Annotated in this window: 17 protein-coding genes; 4 read left to right on the forward strand and 13 right to left on the reverse strand. The window is 66.4% G+C overall.

What is annotated here, in order from left to right; genetic code table 11:
• Nucleotides 1-46: 46 nt before the first annotated feature.
• The 7 genes from N7650_RS05390 to soxR all read right to left on the reverse strand — a co-directional run bounded on the left by N7650_RS05390 (nucleotide 47) and on the right by soxR (nucleotide 4,528).
• Complete coding sequence (locus tag N7650_RS05390) at nucleotides 47-1,042, reverse strand: glycosyl transferase family protein (protein ID WP_279897298.1); 996 nt, start codon at nucleotides 1,040-1,042, stop codon at nucleotides 47-49.
• Nucleotides 1,039-1,374, reverse strand: coding sequence for a TusE/DsrC/DsvC family sulfur relay protein (locus N7650_RS05395; RefSeq protein WP_009397599.1), 336 nt, complete (start codon nucleotides 1,372-1,374; stop codon nucleotides 1,039-1,041). Before N7650_RS05395 ends, N7650_RS05390 begins: the two co-directional genes overlap by 4 nt.
• On the reverse strand, nucleotides 1,371-1,661 hold the full coding sequence (tusB, locus tag N7650_RS05400) for a sulfurtransferase complex subunit TusB (protein WP_279897299.1): 291 nt from the start codon (nucleotides 1,659-1,661) through the stop codon (nucleotides 1,371-1,373). The genes N7650_RS05395 and tusB overlap by 4 nt, the downstream gene beginning before the upstream one ends.
• A complete protein-coding gene (gene tusC, locus N7650_RS05405) occupies nucleotides 1,661-2,020 on the reverse strand; it encodes a sulfurtransferase complex subunit TusC (protein ID WP_009397596.1) in 360 nt (119 codons plus the stop codon). The genes tusB and tusC overlap by 1 nt, the downstream gene beginning before the upstream one ends.
• A gap of 1 nt (nucleotide 2,021) precedes the next feature.
• Nucleotides 2,022-2,414, reverse strand: a complete 393-nt coding sequence (gene tusD / locus N7650_RS05410) for a sulfurtransferase complex subunit TusD (protein WP_009397593.1) — start codon at nucleotides 2,412-2,414, stop codon at nucleotides 2,022-2,024.
• Nucleotides 2,415-2,498: 84 nt separating this feature from the next.
• Nucleotides 2,499-3,869, reverse strand: coding sequence for a uracil-xanthine permease family protein (locus N7650_RS05415; RefSeq protein WP_064303276.1), 1,371 nt, complete (start codon nucleotides 3,867-3,869; stop codon nucleotides 2,499-2,501).
• Between the two features lie 185 nt (nucleotides 3,870-4,054).
• Nucleotides 4,055-4,528 (reverse strand): redox-sensitive transcriptional activator SoxR, encoded by a 474-nt coding sequence (soxR, locus tag N7650_RS05420; RefSeq protein WP_279897300.1) that lies wholly within the window; start codon nucleotides 4,526-4,528, stop codon nucleotides 4,055-4,057.
• Between the two features lie 91 nt (nucleotides 4,529-4,619).
• Here soxR and N7650_RS05425 point away from each other — a divergent pair, with 91 nt between their 5' ends.
• The 4 genes from N7650_RS05425 (at nucleotide 4,620) to N7650_RS05440 (ending at nucleotide 11,126) form a co-directional block, all read left to right on the forward strand.
• Complete coding sequence (locus N7650_RS05425; RefSeq protein WP_279897301.1) at nucleotides 4,620-5,702, forward strand: efflux RND transporter periplasmic adaptor subunit; 1,083 nt, start codon at nucleotides 4,620-4,622, stop codon at nucleotides 5,700-5,702.
• Entirely contained in the window at nucleotides 5,699-8,779 is a 3,081-nt protein-coding gene (locus N7650_RS05430) for a MexW/MexI family multidrug efflux RND transporter permease subunit (protein ID WP_279897302.1), read from the forward strand. The genes N7650_RS05425 and N7650_RS05430 overlap by 4 nt, the downstream gene beginning before the upstream one ends.
• A gap of 9 nt (nucleotides 8,780-8,788) precedes the next feature.
• Nucleotides 8,789-10,237: a TolC family protein gene (locus N7650_RS05435; RefSeq protein ID WP_279897303.1), complete on the forward strand. Its 1,449-nt coding sequence runs from the start codon at nucleotides 8,789-8,791 to the stop codon at nucleotides 10,235-10,237.
• A 115-nt stretch (nucleotides 10,238-10,352) separates the two neighbouring features.
• Nucleotides 10,353-11,126 (forward strand): ATP-binding cassette domain-containing protein, encoded by a 774-nt coding sequence (locus tag N7650_RS05440; protein WP_279897304.1) that lies wholly within the window; start codon nucleotides 10,353-10,355, stop codon nucleotides 11,124-11,126.
• 6 nt (nucleotides 11,127-11,132) lie between these two features.
• On the opposite strand, the gene mrdA is transcribed toward N7650_RS05440, so the two are convergent.
• From mrdA to N7650_RS05470, 6 genes are all read right to left on the reverse strand, one after another.
• Nucleotides 11,133-13,031: a penicillin-binding protein 2 gene (gene mrdA, locus N7650_RS05445; protein WP_279897305.1), complete on the reverse strand. Its 1,899-nt coding sequence runs from the start codon at nucleotides 13,029-13,031 to the stop codon at nucleotides 11,133-11,135.
• 197 nt (nucleotides 13,032-13,228) lie between these two features.
• On the reverse strand, nucleotides 13,229-14,479 hold the full coding sequence (locus tag N7650_RS05450) for an OprD family porin (RefSeq protein ID WP_279897306.1): 1,251 nt from the start codon (nucleotides 14,477-14,479) through the stop codon (nucleotides 13,229-13,231).
• 79 nt (nucleotides 14,480-14,558) lie between these two features.
• A complete protein-coding gene (locus N7650_RS05455; protein WP_279897307.1) occupies nucleotides 14,559-15,941 on the reverse strand; it encodes a tripartite tricarboxylate transporter permease in 1,383 nt (460 codons plus the stop codon).
• Complete coding sequence (locus N7650_RS05460) at nucleotides 15,941-16,393, reverse strand: hypothetical protein (RefSeq protein WP_279897308.1); 453 nt, start codon at nucleotides 16,391-16,393, stop codon at nucleotides 15,941-15,943. The genes N7650_RS05455 and N7650_RS05460 overlap by 1 nt, the downstream gene beginning before the upstream one ends.
• 102 nt (nucleotides 16,394-16,495) lie before the next feature.
• Nucleotides 16,496-17,404, reverse strand: a complete 909-nt coding sequence (locus tag N7650_RS05465) for a hydroxymethylglutaryl-CoA lyase (RefSeq protein WP_279897309.1) — start codon at nucleotides 17,402-17,404, stop codon at nucleotides 16,496-16,498.
• A complete protein-coding gene (locus tag N7650_RS05470; RefSeq protein WP_279897310.1) occupies nucleotides 17,401-18,687 on the reverse strand; it encodes a hydroxymethylglutaryl-CoA reductase, degradative in 1,287 nt (428 codons plus the stop codon). The genes N7650_RS05465 and N7650_RS05470 overlap by 4 nt, the downstream gene beginning before the upstream one ends.
• Between the last annotated feature and the right edge of the window lie 102 nt (nucleotides 18,688-18,789).

Genomic DNA, 18,789 nt, shown 5'->3' on the forward strand with positions numbered 1-18,789 from the left:
AGCGCAAAGATCCTGCCTGTTTGATCGAAAGAGTCGATGGATTGTCTCAGGCTAGGCGGGCCGCCCAGTATTCACGGGCCTTGGCGAAGGCGTCGGCCTGGCTGTGTCCGAGACCTCGCAGCGCCAGGGCCATGGTCGCGACTACCGCCATCTCGCCATAGCTGTCAGCGGACTCGCCGGACCAGACGCTCAACAGATGCGGAGGCTCCAGGCTTGCCGGCTTCACATGCCGTTGCGCCGACATCTGCGGCCATTCCTCATCCCAGTCCGCACCCTCGGCGGTGCCGTAGAGATGGCTGGTCGCGTCCGGGTTGACCTCGATCTCGCCGCCATCGCCCTTGATCACGATGGTGCGATCGCCCAGCAAACGGCTGGCCTCGCGGTGCACCGCCTGGTAGCCGGGGTGGAAGATGCTCTGCAGGCCGCAGCGGGCGCCCAGCGGATTGAGCACCCGGGCCAGGGAGTGGATCGGCGAGCGCAGGCCGAGGGTGTTGCGCAGGTCGATCATCCGTTGCAGGCGCGGCGCCCAGTCCTGCAGCGGGAAGAAGGCCAGGTTGTGCCGGTCCAGCGCCGTCCTGACTTCGCCCCAGTTGCGGCACAAGGGGATGTCCAGCAGGCCCAGTACCTGCTCGGTATACAGGCGCCCGGCGGTGTGCGCGCCACCGCCGTGCATCAGGATGCGCACACCATTGCGCGCCAGGCAACGCGTCGCCAGCAGGTACCAGGGCAGGTGGCGCTTCTTCCCGGCGTAGCTCGGCCAGTCGATGTCCACGGCGATCGCCGGGGCATCCAGGCGCGCACGCAAGGCCTCGGTGAAACCGGCCAGTTCCTCGGGGCTTTCTTCCTTGTGCCGCAGCAGCATCAGGAAGGCGCCAAGCTGGGTTTCTTCGACCTTGCCGTCGAGGAGCATGCCCATCGCCTCGCGGGCTTCCTCGCGGGTCAGGCCGCGGGCTCCGCGCTTGCCCTTGCCGAGGATGCGGACGAATTCGGCGAAAGGGTGTTCGGCCGGGGTTTCGGTAACGAGGGGACGTGGCTCGGTCATATGCAATTGGTCGGCTTGGGCAGGCCCGCCAGCTTGGCGGCAAGTTTGGCGGGAGTACCGTTGAACAGGCGGTTAAGGTGCAGGCTGTTGCCTTTGTCCGCGCCCAGCTTGAGCGCGGTGTACTTGATCAGCGGCCGGGTCGCCGGCGACAGCTCGAACTCCTGGTAGAACTGGCGCAGCAGCTCCAGCACTTCCCAGTGATCGGCACTCAGCTCGATGGACTCGCGCTCGGCCAGGGCCCGGGCGACATCCTCGGACCAGTCACCCAGTTCTACCAGGTAACCGTCCTTGTCGAGGGCGATATCGCGGCCGTTGACATGCAGGATGCTCATAGCCAGCTGTTGACCTTGTCGTAGTTCAGGGACAGTTCGACGAATGCCGGATAATCCACGGCCGTGGCGACGGTGTCGGTGATGGCGCGGGCCTCGAGGTCTTCCGCAAGGGCATACAGGCGCGGGCCGAGCGTGGTCAGCCCGGCGACCGTTACGCTGCCGGGATTCAACGCGTACACCGCATCGCCACAGAGCAGCAGGCCGTCGTGCGGGCCGAGCAGGCGCAGGCAGCTGGCCAGGCGGTTGTCGCCGAACGGCGAGCGGGAAATGACATGCAGGGTGCTCATCAGAGGGTTACCACCTGGTCGAAACGGTCGATCAAGGCCGTAAGGCCAGCGTCATCCAGCACCTGCACCGGCAGGCCCAGGCCGTCGGGGTCCAGGCCGCGCTCGGCCAGGCTGCTGGCGGCAACGAACAGGTCTTCGACGCCGAACATCGGCAGGGCCTGAAGATTGGCTGCGAGGTTCTTCTGCTGCAGCAGCGCCGGTTGCTGGTTGGGCGCGAGCTGGAACACGCCGTCATCGAGGAACAGCATGCCCAGCGGCAGATCGAAGGCGCCGCCGGCCAGCGCGATATCCAGCGCTTCGCGCGCGGACGGGCCGCTCCACGGCGCCTGGCGGCTGATGATCAGCAGGGACTTGGCCATTTCAATCGCCTCCGAAGCAGACCAGGCGGTCCGCGCTTTGTGCGGCTTCATGCAACTGGCCGAGGCCGGACAGTTCCCACGGTACCGGCAGGTTGGCAGCCGGACGCTGATAGCGATTGGCTTCCTCGTCGTTCAGTACACCGCGGCGCAGGGCGGCGGCGATGCACACCACCGCGTCGAGCTGGTGGGCCGTGACGAACTCGCGCCAGTGCGCCGGCACGTCGTTTTCATCCTGGGGCGTGACCACGTTGGCCGAGGCGCTGTGCACACCGTCCTGGTAGAAGAACAGGCGCACGATCTCATGACCGCCGGCAAGAGCCGCCTGGGCGAACAGCAAGGCGCGGCGCGAGGAGGGCGCGTGGCCGGGGGAAAAAACCGCGATGACGAACTTCATGGCAGGCCCTGTGGGAAAAACACCCGGCATGATAAAGCAAAAAGCCCGCAGCAGGCTGCGGGCTTGTCCGATGCACGACCCGGATCAGGCCTCGCGCCTGGCCTCGGGCAGGAACCAGTTCAGCACCAGGGCACAGATGCCACCGGTGGCCACGCCCGATTCCAGCACGTTGCGCAGGGCCGAGGGCATATGGGCGAGGAACTCCGGCACCTGGGCCACACCCAGGCCGAGGGCCAGGGACACAGCGATGATCAGCAGGGCCCGGCGGTCCAGGCTGATGCTGGCAAGGATGTTGATCCCGGAAGCGGCGACGGCGCCGAACATGACCATGGCCGCGCCGCCCAGCACCGGCTCGGGCACGGCCTGGATCACCCCGGCCACCGCCGGGAACAGGCCCAGCACGACCAGCATCAGAGCGATCCATACGCCAATATGGCGGCTGGCGATGCCGGTCAGCTGAATCACCCCGTTGTTCTGCGCGAAGATCGAGCTGGGGAAAGTGTTGAATACCCCGGCCAGCAGCGAGTTGGCCCCGTTGACCAGTACCCCGCCCTTGATCCGCTGCATCCACAGCGGGCCTTCCACCGGCTGGCGCGACACCTTGCTGGTGGCGGTGACATCGCCGATGGCCTCCAGCGAGGTGACCAGGTAGATCACCAGCATCGGAATGAACAACGACCAGGAGAAGCCCAGCCCGAAATGCAGCGGCACCGGCACCTGGAACAGCGCTGCTTCATGCATGCCGGTGAAATCCAGGCGGCCCAGATACCCGGCCAGGGCATAGCCCACGGCGAGGGCAATGACGATGGCGCAACTGCGCATCCACACCAGCGGGATGCGGTTGAGCACCACGATGATCGCCAGCACCACGCCGGACAGCAGCAGGTTCTCGCCGTTGGCGAAGGTGCCGTTGCCCATGGCGGCGAAACCGCCGCCCATGCTGATCAGGCCAACCTTGATCAGGGTCAGGCCGATCATCAGCACGACGATGCCGGTCACCAGCGGGGTAATCAGGCGCTTGACGAAGGGCAGGATGCGCGAAATGCCCATTTCCACGAACGATCCGGCGATGACCACGCCGAAGATTGCCGCCATCACCGCTTCCACCGGTGTACCCTGCTTGACCATCAGCGCACCGCCGGCGATCAGCGGGCCGACGAAGTTGAAGCTGGTGCCCTGGACGATCAGCAGCCCGGCGCCGAACGGCCCGAAGCGGCGGCACTGGACGAAGGTCGCGATGCCGGAGATCACCAGGGACATCGACACGATCAGGTTGGTATCGCGGGCGGAAACGCCCAGGGCCTGGCAGATCAGCAGGCCCGGGGTCACGATCGGCACGATGATCGCCAGCAAATGCTGGAGCGCGGCCAGCAGGCCGATCACCAGGCGCGGCCGGTCTTCCAGGCCGAGGACCAGTTCATTGGCCTGTGCCGGGCCTTGTTCGATTGAGCTCATGGAAAGGATGCCCCGGAAAAAAAGGAGCGCATTCTACGGGGCGCCTGGGGTTTGCGGTAGTCCGGTTTTTTCGGTGTTCTTCGGTGCCTCACCGCTGGCAAGCCAGCTCCCACAGGTTCGCGGCGCATGCGATCACTGTGGGAGCTGGCTTGCCAGCGATGAGGCCATGAAGTACACCACACCAATCAACTGCCTCGACAAGCCGCCTCCAGCACCCGCGGCCCCGGCCCTTCCAACCCGAGCCTGTCCTCCGGGTTGCGCAACGGACAATCCTCCAGCGACAGGCAGCCACAGCCAATGCAGTCATCCAGGCTGTCGCGCAATGCTTCCAGCGTCCGTATCCGCGCATTCAGGTCTTCGCGCCAGGCCGTGGACATTTCCCCCCACTGCGCCGCCGTCAGCTTGCTGTTCGGCGGATAGCGGCCAAAGGCATTCTTGATCTCCTCCAACGGAATCCCGGTGCGCTGGGCCACCTTGATCACTGCGATGGTCCGCAGCACCAGCGCCGGAAAACGCCGTTGGTTGCCGGCATTGCGGGTACTGGCGATCAGCCCCTTGGCCTCGTAGAAGTGCAAGGTCGACACCGGCACCCCGGCGCGCCGCGCCACTTCGCCGACGCTGAGCAGTCGCATCCCGTCCACCGCTTTTTTCCCCGCCATGCCTGTTGACCTCAAGTAAAGTTGAGGTTTTATAGTCCGGCCCCGTCGTTCCTGCAAGTGCAGGAATCATCATCGATCAGCGGGGCGGAGCATGGGCAAAAGGCTGCTGTTGGGGGGAGGGGCGCTGGCGCTGGGTGCGCTGGTGTTGGTAGTGGGCACGCAGCGGACACCGCCGGCGCAGGCCAGCAGTGCATGGCCGACAACCAAGGTGGCGTTGGCCAGGGTTACGTCGATGCCGGCGCCACGGCAGCGTTTCGCGGTGGGCGAGCTGGAAGCCGTGGATCAGGTGCGGCTGGCCGCCGAAAGCGCCGGCCGGGTGACGCGCATTGCCTTCGACTCGGGCCAGACGGTCAAGGCCGGGCAGTTGCTGGTCCAGCTCAACGATGCCCCGGAGCAGGCTGAGCGCCTGCGCCTGCGGGCACAGTTGCGCAATGCCGAATCATTGCTGGAGAGGACGCGCAAGCTGCGTGCCTCCAGTGTCACCACCCAGGAGCAACTGGATAACGCCAGCGCCGCCGCCGACATGGCCAGGGGCGAGTTGCAACAGGTTGAAGCGCGGATTGCGCAGAAGGCTATCGTCGCGCCATTCGCCGGCAAGCTCGGGATCCGCCGGGTGCATCAGGGCCAGTACCTCAATGCGGGCGACGCGGTTGCCAACCTGGTCGAACCAAACCGGCTGCGGGTGAATTTCTCCCTGAACGAACAGGTAGTCGCCGAACTGAGTACCGGACAGACCGTGCAACTGGGCATCGATGCCCTGGCGGACCGGAGCTTCCCGGCGCGGATCAGCGCCATCGACCCCATGATCAGTTCCACGCGCCTGGTCCAGGTGCAGGCCACCCTGGTCAACCCGGACAGCCAACTGCAACCCGGCATGTACGCCCGGGTGCGTCTGGACGCCCAACAGCCGGCCAGTGTCTTGTCGCTGCCGGAAACCGCCGTCACCTACACCGCCTACGGCCAGACCGTGTTCGTCGCGCGGCAGGTCGAGGGCGGCCTGCAGGTTGCGCGGGTCGGCGTGACCACCGGCGAGCGCTGGCAGGGCCGGGTGGAAATCACCTCTGGCCTGGCCGAAGGCGAGCAGGTGGTGGTTTCCGGCCAGCTCAAGCTCAGCGATGGCATGACGGTGGAACCCGTAGCCGGCAACAGCCTGGATGAAGGAGGCCGGCCGTGAGATTCACCGACCTGTTCGTCCGCCGTCCGGTGCTGGCCCTGGTGGTCAGTGCGCTGATCACCTTGATGGGCCTGTTCGCCCTCGGCAAGTTGCCGATCCGCCAGTACCCGCTGCTGGAAAGCTCGACCATCACCATCACCACCGAGTACCCCGGCGCGTCTGCCGAGCTGATGCAGGGCTTCGTCACCCAGCCGATCACCCAGGCGGTGTCCTCGGTGGAGGGCATCGACTACCTGGCGTCCTCGTCGATGCAGGGTCGCAGCACCATCACCCTGCGCATGACCCTCAACCGCGATCCGACCCAGGCCCTGACCCAGGCCATGGCCAAGGTCAACCAGGTGCGCTATCGCCTGCCGGAAAAGGCCTACGATCCGGTGGTCGAGCTGTCGGCGGGGGACTCCACCGCGGTGGCCTATGTCGGGTTCTCCAGCGAGACCCTGTCCATCCCCGAATTGAGCGATTACCTGTCGCGGGTGGTCGAGCCACAGTTCTCGGGGATCGATGGCGTGGTCAAGGTGCAGACCTTCGGCGGCCAGAACCTGGCCATGCGCCTGTGGCTGGACAGCGAGCGCATGGCCGGGCGCGGTGTCACCGCCAGCGACGTGGCCGAGGCGGTGCGGCGCAACAACTACCAGGCCACCCCGGGCCAGGTGCGCGGGCAATACGTGCTGGCGGATATCCGCGTCGACACCGACCTGACCAGCGTCGAGGCCTTTCGCGACCTGATCGTGCGCAACGACGGTCGCGACCTCGTGCGCCTGCGTGACATCGGCAGCGTCGAGCTGAGCGCGGCCATGACCCAGACCAGCGCCACCATGGACGGCAAGCCCGCGGTGCACCTGGGCCTGTTCCCCACGCCCTCAGGCAACCCGCTGGTGATCGTCGACGGCATCCGCAAGCTCCTGCCACAGATCCAGCAGACCCTGCCGCCAGGGGTGAAGGTGGCGTTGGCCTACGAGACTGCACGTTTTATCGATGCATCGATCAAGGAAGTGCTGCACACCTTGCTCGAAGCGATGCTGATCGTGGTCGCGGTGATCTGGCTGTGCCTGGGGTCGCTACGCAGCGTGGCGATCCCGGTGCTGGCGATTCCCCTGTCGATGCTCGGCGCCGCCGCATTGATGCTGTCTTTCGGCTTCAGCCTCAACCTGCTCACTTTGCTGGCGATGGTCCTGGCCATCGGCCTGGTGGTGGACGATGCCATCGTGGTGGTGGAGAACGTCCATCGCCATATAGAAGAAGGGCAGACGCCGGTGGCTGCGGCGCTGGCGGGCGCCCGGGAGATCGCCGGGCCGGTGGTGGCCATGACTCTGACCCTGGCGGCGGTGTACGCGCCCATCGGTTTGATGGGCGGGCTCACCGGCACGCTGTTTCGTGAGTTTGCCCTGACGTTGGCCGGTGCAGTGATCATCTCCGGAATAGTTGCCCTGACCTTGTCGCCGGTGATGAGCTCGTTGCTGCTCAAGCCCGGCCAGCAGGAGGGGCCGATGGCCCGGCTGGCGGAGAAGGTTTTCGGGGGCCTGGCCGGAGGGTATGGTCGGTTGCTGGGGCAATCGCTGGCGCGGCGCTGGATCAGCGGCGGCATCGCCATCCTGGTCTGCCTGAGCCTGCCCTGGCTGTACCTGCAGGCGCAGCGCGAGCTGGCACCGCCGGAGGACCAGGCGGCGGTACTGGCCGCGATCAAGGCACCGCAATATGCCAGCCTGGAATACGCCGAGCATTTCAACGCCAGGCTGGACCGGGTGATGAAGGCCATCCCGGAAACCACCGACACCTGGATCATCAACGGCACCGACGGCCCGGCCAGCAGTTTCGGCGGCATCAACCTGAGTGCCTGGGGCGAACGCCAGCGTTCGGCGGCGCAGGTCCAGGCCGAACTGCAAGCGGCCGTGGGCGAGGTCGAAGGCAGCAGTATCTTCGCCTTCCAGGTGGCCTCGCTGCCGGGTTCCAGTGGTGGCCTGCCGGTGCAGATGGTGCTGCGCAGCGCCCAGGACTACCCGCTGCTGTACCAGACCATGGAAGGGCTCAAGCAGCGCGCGCGGGAAAGCGGCCTGTTCGTCGTGGTGGACAGCGACCTGGACTACAACAACCCGCTGGTCAGCCTGAGTGTCGACCGGGCCAAGGCCGCCAGCCTCGGCATCGGCATGCAGGCCATCGGCGATTCGCTGGCGGTGCTGGTGGGCGAGCAGTACATCAATCGCTTCGCCCTGTATGGCCGCTCCTACGACGTGATCCCGCAGAGCATCCACGACCAACGCCTGACCCCGCAGGCCCTGGCCCGCCAGTATGTGCGGGCGGATGACGGGCAATTGCTGCCTCTGTCCAGCGTGGTGCACATGGACATCGACGTGGCGCCGAACCGCCTGCTGCAATTCGATCAGCAGAATGCCAGCACGTTGCAGGCGATTCCCGCGCCGGGTGTTTCCCAAGGCCAGGCGGTGGCCTTCCTCGAACAACTGGCCAGCGAGCTGCCGCCAGGCTTCAGCCATGACTGGCAATCGGAGTCGCGGCAATACGTGCAGGAAGGACTGGCGCTGATGTGGGCCTTCCTCGCCGCGTTGGTGGTGATCTACCTGGTGCTCGCCGCCCAGTACGAAAGCCTGGTGGACCCGCTGATCATCCTGGTCACCGTGCCGCTGTCGATCTGCGGAGCGCTGCTGCCGCTGACGATGGGCTGGGCGACCCTGAACATCTACACGCAGATCGGTCTGGTGACCCTGATCGGCCTGATCAGCAAGCACGGGATCCTGATGGTGGCGTTCGCCAACGAGATCCAGGTGCTCGACAACCTGGGCCGTGGCGAGGCGATCATCCGCGCCGCGCAGGTCCGCCTGCGCCCGGTGCTGATGACCACGGCGGCGATGACCTTCGGCGTGGTACCGCTGTTGTTCGCCAGTGGTGCCGGGGCCAACAGCCGTTTCGGCCTGGGGGTGGTAATCGTCTGCGGCATGCTGGTGGGCACGCTGTTCACCCTGTTCGTGCTGCCGACCCTTTATTCATGGCTGGCCCGGGATCACCGGGTCGAAGGTGCACGCAAGCAACAGTTGGCCGATGCCCATCGCGTGCTGGGGAACTGAGGAATGCTCATGAAGTATTTTGGCGTGGTGAGCGGGGCGTTGATTCTGGGGGCTTGTAGTGTCGGGTCGCAGTATCGGCAGCCGGATGTGGCGCCGATCGCGTTGGTCAGTCCGCAGGCCGGGGAGTTCGCTGCGACCGGGGCGCAGTCGCAGGCGAACTGGTGGGGTTTTTTCGACGACCCGCAACTGTCGCGCCTGATCGAGCGGGCCCTGGTACAGAACAACGATGTGCGCCAGGCCCACGCCAACCTGCTGCTGGCCCGCGCCGGACTCGACGAACAGGACCTCAAGCGCTATCCGCAGGTCACCAGCGAGGCCGGTTACCAGCGCAGTCTTGAACAGCGCGCGGTGGACGGCGCGGCGCCCCAGCGCAGCCTGGCCGAGTCGTGGCGGGCAGGGCTGGACCTGCAATGGGAACTGGACCTGTTCGGCCGCCTCGACCACCTCAGTCGTGCCGCGCAAGCGCGGGTCGAGGCGTCCCGGGCAGACTTCGAGCAGGTGCAGTTGAGCATCGCCGCCGAGGTGGCGCGAGCCTGGTTCCAGGCCCAGGGACAGCGACGGCAACTGGTGCTGGCCCATGACGAGGTGCGTAGCTGGGGCGAGACGGTGCGCATGATCGAGGCGCAGCTGGCGGCGGGCAGCGGTCTGCCCGAAGACCGGGAAAGTGCGCGGAGCAACCTGCTGCGGGCCGAGGCATCGATCGCACCCTTGAGCAGTGCTTTGCAGCGCAGCCTGTACCGGCTGGAAGTGTTATGCGGACAGCGTCCCGGCAGTCTTGCGCTGGCGTTGGGTGCGGCGCCACCGCTGCCTTTGGCCCGGCAACTGCCGCTGGGCGATGTCGACCGGCTGATCCGCAAGCGCCCGGATGTGGTGCGCGCCGAGCGCTTGCTGGCGGCCCGGGTCGAAGACGTCGGCGCGGCGACGGCGGATCTTTATCCGCGCTTGAACCTGGGAGGCTTTATCGGCTTCTTCGCCCTGCGCGACGGCGATCTCGGCAGTGCCTCGCGGGCCTTCGAACTGGCCCCCGTGCTGACCTGGCCGGCGCTGGACCTGGGCAGTGTGCGGGCCCGCTTGCGGGCGGCGCAGGCACGTTCGGCGGGCGAGGGCGCGCGCTTCGAGCAGGTGCTGCTGGTGGCGGTGGAAGAAGTGGAGGGCGCCGTGGTGGAACTGACCGAGCAGCAGCGGCATCTGCAGGGGCTGGTGAAGTCGGCCGTGCATGACGAGGCGGCGTTCGCCATCGCCAGCCGGCGTTATGACGCCGGCGGCGGGAGCTATCAGGCGGTGCTGGAGAGTCAGCGCGAGCTGTTGCGCACAAGGCAGGCGATTGCGGGGGCGGAGACGGCGTCTTATCTGAATGCGGTGGGGTTGTACAAGGCGTTGGCCTGGCGGGCCTCATCGCCGGCAACGCCGGCTCCCACAGAGATGGCGTCGAACACTGGTCCTGTGGCAGGTGAATAACCTTGTGGGAGCCGGCGTTGCCGGCGATGGGGCCCGAAAGAACAACAAAAAACCATGCTGGTTCCCCGATGCCTCTGGCAAACTCCTGTTACACAAGGCAGTCAAGAGCCCCCTGATGATCGATATCCATAACGTCACCGCCTTCCAGCAGCAGACCCGAGTCCTGGAAGGTTTCTCCCTGCATATCGGCGAAGGCGAGAAGGTCGCCATCCTCGGCCCCAACGGCGCCGGCAAGAGCACCCTGCTCAAGCTGATCACCCGCGAGCTGTACCCGGTGGAGCGCGAGGGCAGCCACCTTCGCCTGTTCGGCAGCGACACCGTCAATCTCTGGGCCCTGCGCAGCCGCATCGGTTTCGTTTCCCAGGACCTGCAGGACGACTACACCCCCTACACCCAGGCGCTGGACGTGGTGGTCTCCGGCTTCTTTGGTTCCATCGGCGCCCACGGCCATCTGCAACCCAGTGCCGAACAACTGGAGAAAGCCCGCGAATTGCTGGCCGTGGTAGAGATGTCCGGCCATGAACAGACCATGTTCCAGCGCCTGTCCACCGGCCAGCGTCGCCGCTTGCTGCTGGCCCGCGCCTTGGTCCACCAGCCCAGCGCGCTGATCCTCGACGAGCCGGCCAACGGCCTGGACATGGGCGCCAGCCTGGGCATGCTCAAGCTGATGCGGCGCTTCTGCGGTGCCGAGCACGCGATGATCATCACCACCCACCATATCGACGAGATCATTCCGGAGATCGAGCGGGTGGTCCTGCTGGACAAGGGCCGCATCGTCGCCGACGGGCCCAAGGCCGACGTGCTCACCAGCGAACGCCTGTCCGCCCTTTACCAGACCGACCTGCGCCTGACCGAGCAGGATGGTTGGTACCGTTGCTGGCACGGTTGACGGTATCTAGGGGTGTGCCGATGCATGCAGCGCCAGGCCCTGGCCGCCGGCGTATTGGGGTTTAAGGTGCCCCTGGTCGTCCAGTAGCCACGCATCCATGATTTCCCGCACCACCGGCCCGGCCACCCGGCCGCCGGCCTCGCCGTTCTCGATCATCACCGCCACCACCACGCTGGGATGATCGGCAGGCGCGAAACCGACGAACAGGGCGTTGTCGCGGTGCCGCTCCAGAGTCTTGTTGCGGTTGTAGCGTTCGCCCTGCTTGATCGCCACCACCTGGGCCGTGCCGCTCTTGCCGGCTATGCGGTATTGCGCCCCGGCGGCGGCGGCGCGGGCGATGCCGCGGGGGTCGTGCATGACCATCTGCATGCCCTGGTTGACCTGGTCCCAGGCATGGCTGTCGTGCAGCACGATGTCCGGCATGGGATTGGGGTCGATCGGCGCCGTGTCGCCGACTTCGAGCGCCAGGTGCGGCCGGTGCCACTTGCCCTTGCTGGCCAGCAGGCTGGTGGCCTGGGCCAGCTGTAGCGGCGTGACCTGCATATAGCCCTGGCCAATGCCAAGGATCAACGTTTCCCCCGGGAACCAGGCCTGGCGGCGAGTGGCGCGTTTCCATTGCTGCGAGGGCATCAGGCCCGGCGCTTCCTCGAACATGTCCAGCGAGACCTTCTCGCCGAGGCCGAAGCGGGCCATGTAGTCGTGCAGGCGATCGATGCCGAGCTTGTGCGCCAGGTCGTAGAAGTAGGTGTCGTTGGAACGCATGATCGCCGTGTACATGTCCACCCAGCCATCGCCGCTGCGGTTCCAGTTGCGGTACTTGTGGTCGTAGTTGGGCAGCTCGTAGTAGCCCGGGTCGAACACGCGGCTGCCCGGGGTGGTCACGCCGCTGTCGAGGCCGGCGATGGCGACCTCCGGCTTGACCGTCGATCCGGGCGCATACAGTCCGCGCAGCACACGGTTGAACAGTGGCCGGTCGATGGAGTCGCGCAGGGCGGCGTACTGCTTGAAGCTGATGCCCTTGACGAACAGGTTGGGGTCGAAGCTCGGGTTGCTGACCATCGCCAGCACGTCGCCGTTGCCGGGGTCGAGCACCACTACCGCGCCCCGGCGGTCGCCCAGGGCGTGCTCGGCGGCCAGTTGCAAATGCGCGTCGAGGCTGAGGGTAATGTTCATTCCGGGGACCGGGTCCTTATGGTTGAGCACCCGCATCACCCGGCCCTGAGCGTTGGTCTCGACTTCTTCATAGCCAACCTGGCCATGCAGCTCGTTCTCGTAGAAGCGCTCGATCCCGGTCTTGCCGATCGATTGCGTACCGCGGTACTGGGTGCTGTCGAGGACCTTGGCTTCTTTCTCGTTGATCCGTCCGACATAGCCCACGGAGTGCGCGAAATGCTCGGCCAAGGGATATTCGCGGATGAACTGCGGCTCCACCTCAAGCCCCGGCAGGCGAAACTGATTTACGGCGATCAGGGCGATCTGCTCTTCAGTCAGGCCGACCATCAGGGTGACCGGCTCGAAAGGCTTGCGGCCGCGGCGCAGGTCCTTGTCGAACTGGCGGCGGTCGTCTTCACCGAGGTTCAGGACTTGCGCCAGGGTGTCCAGGGTCTTCGCCGAATCGCCGGCGCGCTCGCGGGTCATGGTCAGGTCGAAGCTGGGCTTGTTGTCGGCCAGGACCACGCCGTTGCGGTCATAGATCAGCCCGCGCTCGGGCGGGATGGGCAGGATGTGGACGCGGTTGTTTTCCGAAACGGCCGTCTGCTGGTCGTGCTGGAGCACCTGCAGGACATAGAGGCGGCCCACGAGTACGGCGACCAGGGCCAGGACCAGGATGGCGCAGGCTACCAGCCGGCGGTTGACCAGGTGCTGTTCCTTTTCGTGGTCCTTGAGGGGGATCGGTTGTGGCATGGGCGTGTATCGGGCAGCGGGTCGGCGATGCTACGCGTTACCGGAGTGTTCATGGGCGAACATGAAGGCTTGTTCATGTTGATTCATGAAGAGGGGTGTTGTCTGACCTGGCCTTATCGCTGGCAAGCCAGCTCCCACACGGACCCTGGAGCTGGCTTGCCAGCGATGGGGCCATCAGCAATAACCCAGGTTGGTTGTCAGAGCAGCGAAAGCGGATAACTCACGATCACCCGATGCTCATCGAACTCATTGCTGCTGAAGTCCCGCCGCAAGGTCGAGTTGCGCCACCTCAGCGTCAGGTCGCGCAGCGCACCGCTCTGCACGGTATAGGCCAGCTCCGTCTCGCGTCCCCATTCCTTGCCATCCTTCACGCTACCGACCTGCACCTGATCCCCACTGATATAGCGCGTCATGAACTGCAGCCCCGGCAATCCATCAACCGCGAAATCATGGTCATAGCGCACCTGCCAGGAGCGCTCATGGGCGTTGTCATAGCTGGAGTTGTAGCTGTCGTTGGCCAGGCTGGTGCCCGCCGTGCCATTGACCCGCATCCAGCCGGTATCGCCACTGACCTTTTGCAGGCCCAGGTAGAAGGTGTGCCCGCCCGTGCGCGCCGAGAGCAGCAGCGAGGCGGTGCGGTTGTCCATGTCGCCGGCCAGCGAGCGGCCGCTGTCCTTGCCGGTGAAGTAGCCCAGGTTGGCGCCCAGGGTCCAGGTGCCCACGGCCTGGCGGTGGGTCAGGTTGTAGTACTGCTGCCGGTAGATGTCGCGCAGGTCCGAATGCCAGGCACCGACCAGGGTCGCCTTGTCGTTGAACAGGTATTCGGCACCCACGATATCCAGGCGATCCGAGGTGGCGCCGGGGCGGCCGGACATGAACATGTCGTCCATGCTCGCGTCGTTGCGCGGGCTGTTGCCACGGAAACGCGCGCCGTAGAGGGTCAGGTCGGTGATTTCCCGGGAGGTGACCTGGGCGCCCTGGAAGGTCTGGGGCAGCGAGCGGCCGTCGTCCGAGCGCAGCACCGGAAGCATCGGCGACCACTCGCCGACCTTCAGTTCGGTCGCGGAAATCCGTGCTTTCCCGGCAACCGCAAGACGTCCGAAATCATCCGCCGGACGACCGTCGTCATGCAGCGGCAGCAGTTGCGTGTTGGCCGTGCCGCGACCACCGTCCAGCTTGACCGAATACAGCCCCAGCACATCCACGCCGAAGCCCACCGTGCCCTCGGTGAACCCCGAGCGGGCATCGAGGATGAAGCTCTGGGTCCATTCCTCGGCCTTGCCTTGCGGGTACGCCGGATCGACGAAGTTGCGATTGATATAGAAGTTGCGCAGTGTCAGGCCTGCCTTGGCGTCTTCGACGAAACCGGCGGCCTGGGCAGTGCCGGCGCCGAACAGCAGGCAGGCGCAGGCCGCCGGCAGACGGCGTGGAAAGCAAAGGATATTCATTGTTGTTGTTCCTTTCTTGCGGGCGAGTGAAACCACGCAGCCGCCCGGGGGCTGCGTGGGAGAAGGGTGGGAGATCAGGTCAGGCGAACAGGGCGATGATGGCCGGCACGCTGAGCACGGCGGTGTAGTAACCCATGAACTGCACGCCGATGTTGAAGCCGATGAAGCGCTGCAGGAAGCCGCCCAGCAGGCCGATGGTAAGGATCACCAGCAGGCCCAGCAGGCCACCTTCCCAAAGGCCGATGACTAGGATCAGGCCGACGAAGGTGGCGATTACCGCCTCGTGGCTGATGCGCCGCGACACGAACGAAGCCGCGCGGTGGGCGAAGTTCATCGAGAACGGGTAGGCGATCAGGATGGCGATTACGACCGCGAGCATGCCGAAGGCAAGGAACTCCCCGGCGCTGAGCAGGTTGTGCAGGTTGTTCACCTGGCCAGTGGCGCTGTCCACGGTAAAGCGCGGCGGGGCGTTGAACAGCGGCGCGGCCGGGCCGGCGGCCACCGGGCTCAGGGGCAGGCCGAAGGCGATCAGCGGGATCAGCGCCTCGGCGATATAGGTGGACTCGGTCACCCCGTTGCGCACGCTGATCACCGAGGTCAGGCGGTGGTAGGCGTGCTTGATGCGCGCGCCGACCACTTCACCGAGAATCACCGTCATCGCCACCGGGCTGAAGACGAAGGTGGCGCTGGACACCGTGGCGGTGGCCAGGGTCCAGCCGGCCTGGCGGCGGTCGAGGACTTTCAGTGGGTTGGGGAACCAGCCGCCCCAGCTTTTCACGTCCGGCGACAGGGAGAAGGTCCGCGGTTCGCTGCGCTTCATCCGCGCCCGTTCGGCCGGGGCAAGCATGGCGAACAAGGCGGCGATCAGCGGGCCGATGGCGATGCCGAGGAAGTAGCTGACGCTGAGCTTGACCCCATGCTGGCCAGTGAAGGTCTGCAGGGCGATGATCACCAGCACGAAGGGCAGCAGTGCCAGGACCGAGGCCCAGCGGCCGGCCGAGAACCAGGCGATGGTGGTCGCGGCGGCGAGGAACACCCAGGGCGCCGCCTGCTTGATCCCGTCGCCGAACGGCGCCAGCAGCACGGCGAACAGCACTGCCAGCGGTACGGCCACCAGTGCGGCGATCACCGCCCCGGAGATCATCTTGCGCAGGGCGATATGTGGCACGCCGAGGTTGCGCAGGAAGTTCGCCTCGCGCATCAGCGGCGTGGCCATGGTGTCGCCGGGGATGCCGAGCAGGGCGGTGGGCACGGCGTGAGTCATGTGCTTGGCCACGGCGCCGGCGAGGAAGAAGGTGAAGACTCCGGCGGCAGGAACGCCGAGCAGCACCACCAGCAGGGTCAGCGGGGCCAGGGTGGTGGTCTCGTCGCTGCCGGAGATCAGGCCGATGGCGGAAAACACCACCGCACCGATCACGCCCATCAGGGCGGCCATCAGGATCTGGTCGAACAGGGCTTCCATCAGGCGGTACCTCCCTTCAGGGCTGCCGGGGCGGTGACGGTGCGGGTCGGGCTGGCCGGTTCGGCTTCATCGAACAACTGCTCCAGGCCCAGCTCGCGCAGCTCGGCGCGGACTTCCGGCGGCAGTTCGGAGAGTTGCCCGATACCGCCGTATTCGCTGCGCAGCTCTTCGATCACCTGCTGGCGCCACGCCGGGTCGGCGACGTGTTCCACCACATGGCGCTTGGGCTTGAACAGGCAGGCGCTGACGCCACCGCCCAGCAGCGAGCCGAGGATGCCGAGGAGCATGGCGTAGGCGCGGGCCATCTGCGCGGACTCGACCCAGTCGGTCAGCAGGTGCTCGGCGAGGAAGAAGATGCCCAGGCTGCACGCGGCGCCGATGGCGATGGAAGCGACCAGGTGGTGGCTGTCCACGGTGTCGCCCCAGACTTCGTAGAGGTTGTCGTCAGCCATGGTTCACCTCCGTGGTGCGGGGGTGCAGGCGGCATTCAAGTGTCATCGGAATTCTCCTGCCCTTGCGGGCTTGTTGTTTTTGTTCGGGAGCCAGGATCGGATTCAGCGGTGTTCTGCGCTCCTTGCCGCCAGGGCCCTGCCTGCGCGGGAGCGATTGGCGATGCCCAGCTCCGCACTGATCCAGGTGCCGACCCGGGCCACTGCGTCCAGGTCCACGCCGGTCTCGAACCCCATGCCATGCAGCAGGTAGAGCACGTCCTCGGTCGCCACGTTGCCGCTGGCGCCGGGGGAGTAGGGGCAGCCACCGAGGCTGGCGACCGAGCTGTCGAAGGTGCGTACTCCCTGCGACAGCGCAGCGTGGACATTGGCGATGGCCATGCCCCAGGTGTCATGGAAATGCCCGGCCAGGGCTTCGACCGGCAGCTCGCGGGCGCAGTGCTCGATCAGGCGGGCGGTCTCGTCCGGGCGTCCTGCGCCGATGGTGTCGCCCAGGCTGATCTCGTAGCAGCCCAGTGCATGCAGGCGCCGCGCTACCGCTGCTACGGCGTCTGGCGCCACTGCACCGCTGAACGGGCAGCCGAGCACGCAGGATACATAGCCGCGCACCCGGACACCCGCAGCTTTGGCAGCTTGCAGCACTGGGGTGAAGCGCTCGAAGCTCTCATCGATGGAGCAATTGATGTTGTTGCGCGAAAACGCCTCGGAGGCGGCGGCGAACACCGCTACCTCCCGGCATCCCGCGCGCAGCGCGGCGTCGAGGCCTTGGCCGTTGGGCACCAGGGCGGAGTAGTTGACCCCGTCGTCCTCCGGCAGACGCTGGAACAGCGCCTCGCTGTCGGCCATCTGCGGTACCCAGCGCGGCGACACGAAGGCGCCGCCCTCGATATGCCGCAGGCCGGTGGCTGCCAGCTTGCCGATCAGGGCCAGGCGGGTGTCCACCGACAGATGCCGTGGCTCGTTCTGCAAACCGTCCCGCGGGCCTACCTCGAAGATCCTGACCTGCATGGTCATTCGCCGCGCTTCTGTTTCAGCAGCTCGACGGCACGGTCGGCGCGCACGTCGTGGTCCTGCACCAGTTGCCGGGCGACCCAGTCCACCTCGTCGCCACGGGCACCGGCCACTACGGCGATGTTGCGCGCGTGCAGGGCCATATGACCACGCTGGATGCCTTCGGTCGCCAGGGCGCGCATCGCCCCGAGGTTCTGCGCCAGGCCCACGGCCACGGCGATCTCGGCCAGGTCCTGGGCAGTCTTGACCCCGAGGATGCGCAGCGACAGTTGCGCCAGCGGATGGGTCTTGGTCGCGCCGCCGACCAGGCCCACCGGCATCGGCATTTCCAGGGTGCCGACCAGATGGCCGTTGCCGTCCTTTTCCCAAGTGGTCAGGGAGCCGTAGTGACCGCTGCGGCAGGCGTAGGCGTGGGCTCCGGCCTCGACCGCGCGCCAGTCGTTGCCGGTGGCGACGATCAGCGGGTCGATGCCGTTCATGATGCCTTTGTTATGGGTCGCGGCGCGGTAGGGGTCAACGGCGGCGAAGGAATAGGCGTCGAGGATGCCCTCGATCACCGCTTCGCCGCTGAACTCGGCGGACTTCAGTTGCTCCGGGGTGATCCGCACCTGGGCCCGGGCCAGGCGCAGGTCGGCCAGGTTGGAGAGGATGCGCAGGCGCACCTTGCCGCCGGTGATCTCCTCCATCAGCGGCGCCACGGCCTCGGCCATGGTGTTGACGGTGTTGGCGCCCATGGCATCGCGCACATCGACGATCAGGTGGGCCACCAGCATCGGGCCGCGCGGGGTGTCGGCGAAGGTGTGCACCTCGATATCGCGGCAGCCGCCGCCGAGGCGGTTGAGCAACTGGTCCTTGCGGTTGGCCAGCTCGATGATCTCGTCCTTGCGCCGCAGCAGGCTCAGGCGCGCATTGAGCGGATCGGCGACACCGACGATCTGTACCTGGGCGCGCATCAGCGGGGCGCTGCTGGAGGTCACGAAACCGCCGTTGGCCCGGGCCAGCTTGGCCATGTAGGAGGCAGCGGCGACGATCGAGGGTTCTTCCACCACCAGTGGCACCAGCACGTCCTTGCCATTGATCTGGAAGTTGCTGGCCACGGCATAGGGCAGTTCGAACTTGCCGATGACGTTTTCGATCATGCCGTTGGCGATCTCCATCGGCAGGGCGCCGGCGTCGGCCAGCAGGGCGACGTCATCGCCGCTCAGGCCGAGCAGGCGGCCGATATGGTCGAGACGGGCAGCGGGGGAGAGGTTGCGGAAATCGGGCAGGCGGGAGTCGAGGCTCATGGGGGCTCCTGTGGAGTCATTGTTGTTGGGGCGACGGCTTGAGCGCGGCGCCGGCGTGGTGCTAAATGTGCAGCCACTGTGCCCTTGGATAAAGGTACAGTT

The sequence above is a fragment of the Pseudomonas sp. GD04058 genome (assembly GCF_029836855.1).
Lineage (GTDB): Bacteria > Pseudomonadota > Gammaproteobacteria > Pseudomonadales > Pseudomonadaceae > Aquipseudomonas > Aquipseudomonas bharatica.

Excerpts from the sequence above, each read along its gene's own strand:
- tusB (WP_279897299.1), bottom strand. The coding sequence starts at position 1,661 with ATGAGCACCCTGCATGTCATTTCCCGCTCGCCGTTCGGCGACAACCGC.
- tusC (WP_009397596.1), bottom strand. The coding sequence starts at position 2,020 with ATGGCCAAGTCCCTGCTGATCATCAGCCGCCAGGCGCCGTGGAGCGGC.
- N7650_RS05465 (WP_279897309.1), bottom strand. The coding sequence starts at position 17,404 with ATGACCATGCAGGTCAGGATCTTCGAGGTAGGCCCGCGGGACGGTTTG.
- tusD (WP_009397593.1), bottom strand. The coding sequence starts at position 2,414 with ATGAAGTTCGTCATCGCGGTTTTTTCCCCCGGCCACGCGCCCTCCTCG.
- N7650_RS05450 (WP_279897306.1), bottom strand. The coding sequence starts at position 14,479 with ATGAATATCCTTTGCTTTCCACGCCGTCTGCCGGCGGCCTGCGCCTGC.
- N7650_RS05440 (WP_279897304.1), top strand. The coding sequence starts at position 10,353 with ATGATCGATATCCATAACGTCACCGCCTTCCAGCAGCAGACCCGAGTC.
- N7650_RS05415 (WP_064303276.1), bottom strand. The coding sequence starts at position 3,869 with ATGAGCTCAATCGAACAAGGCCCGGCACAGGCCAATGAACTGGTCCTC.
- N7650_RS05435 (WP_279897303.1), top strand. The coding sequence starts at position 8,789 with ATGAAGTATTTTGGCGTGGTGAGCGGGGCGTTGATTCTGGGGGCTTGT.
- mrdA (WP_279897305.1), bottom strand. The coding sequence starts at position 13,031 with ATGCCACAACCGATCCCCCTCAAGGACCACGAAAAGGAACAGCACCTG.
- soxR (WP_279897300.1), bottom strand. The coding sequence starts at position 4,528 with ATGGCGGGGAAAAAAGCGGTGGACGGGATGCGACTGCTCAGCGTCGGC.
- N7650_RS05460 (WP_279897308.1), bottom strand. The coding sequence starts at position 16,393 with ATGGCTGACGACAACCTCTACGAAGTCTGGGGCGACACCGTGGACAGC.
- N7650_RS05470 (WP_279897310.1), bottom strand. The coding sequence starts at position 18,687 with ATGAGCCTCGACTCCCGCCTGCCCGATTTCCGCAACCTCTCCCCCGCT.
- N7650_RS05425 (WP_279897301.1), top strand. The coding sequence starts at position 4,620 with ATGGGCAAAAGGCTGCTGTTGGGGGGAGGGGCGCTGGCGCTGGGTGCG.
- N7650_RS05455 (WP_279897307.1), bottom strand. The coding sequence starts at position 15,941 with ATGGAAGCCCTGTTCGACCAGATCCTGATGGCCGCCCTGATGGGCGTG.
- N7650_RS05395 (WP_009397599.1), bottom strand. The coding sequence starts at position 1,374 with ATGAGCATCCTGCATGTCAACGGCCGCGATATCGCCCTCGACAAGGAC.
- N7650_RS05390 (WP_279897298.1), bottom strand. The coding sequence starts at position 1,042 with ATGACCGAGCCACGTCCCCTCGTTACCGAAACCCCGGCCGAACACCCT.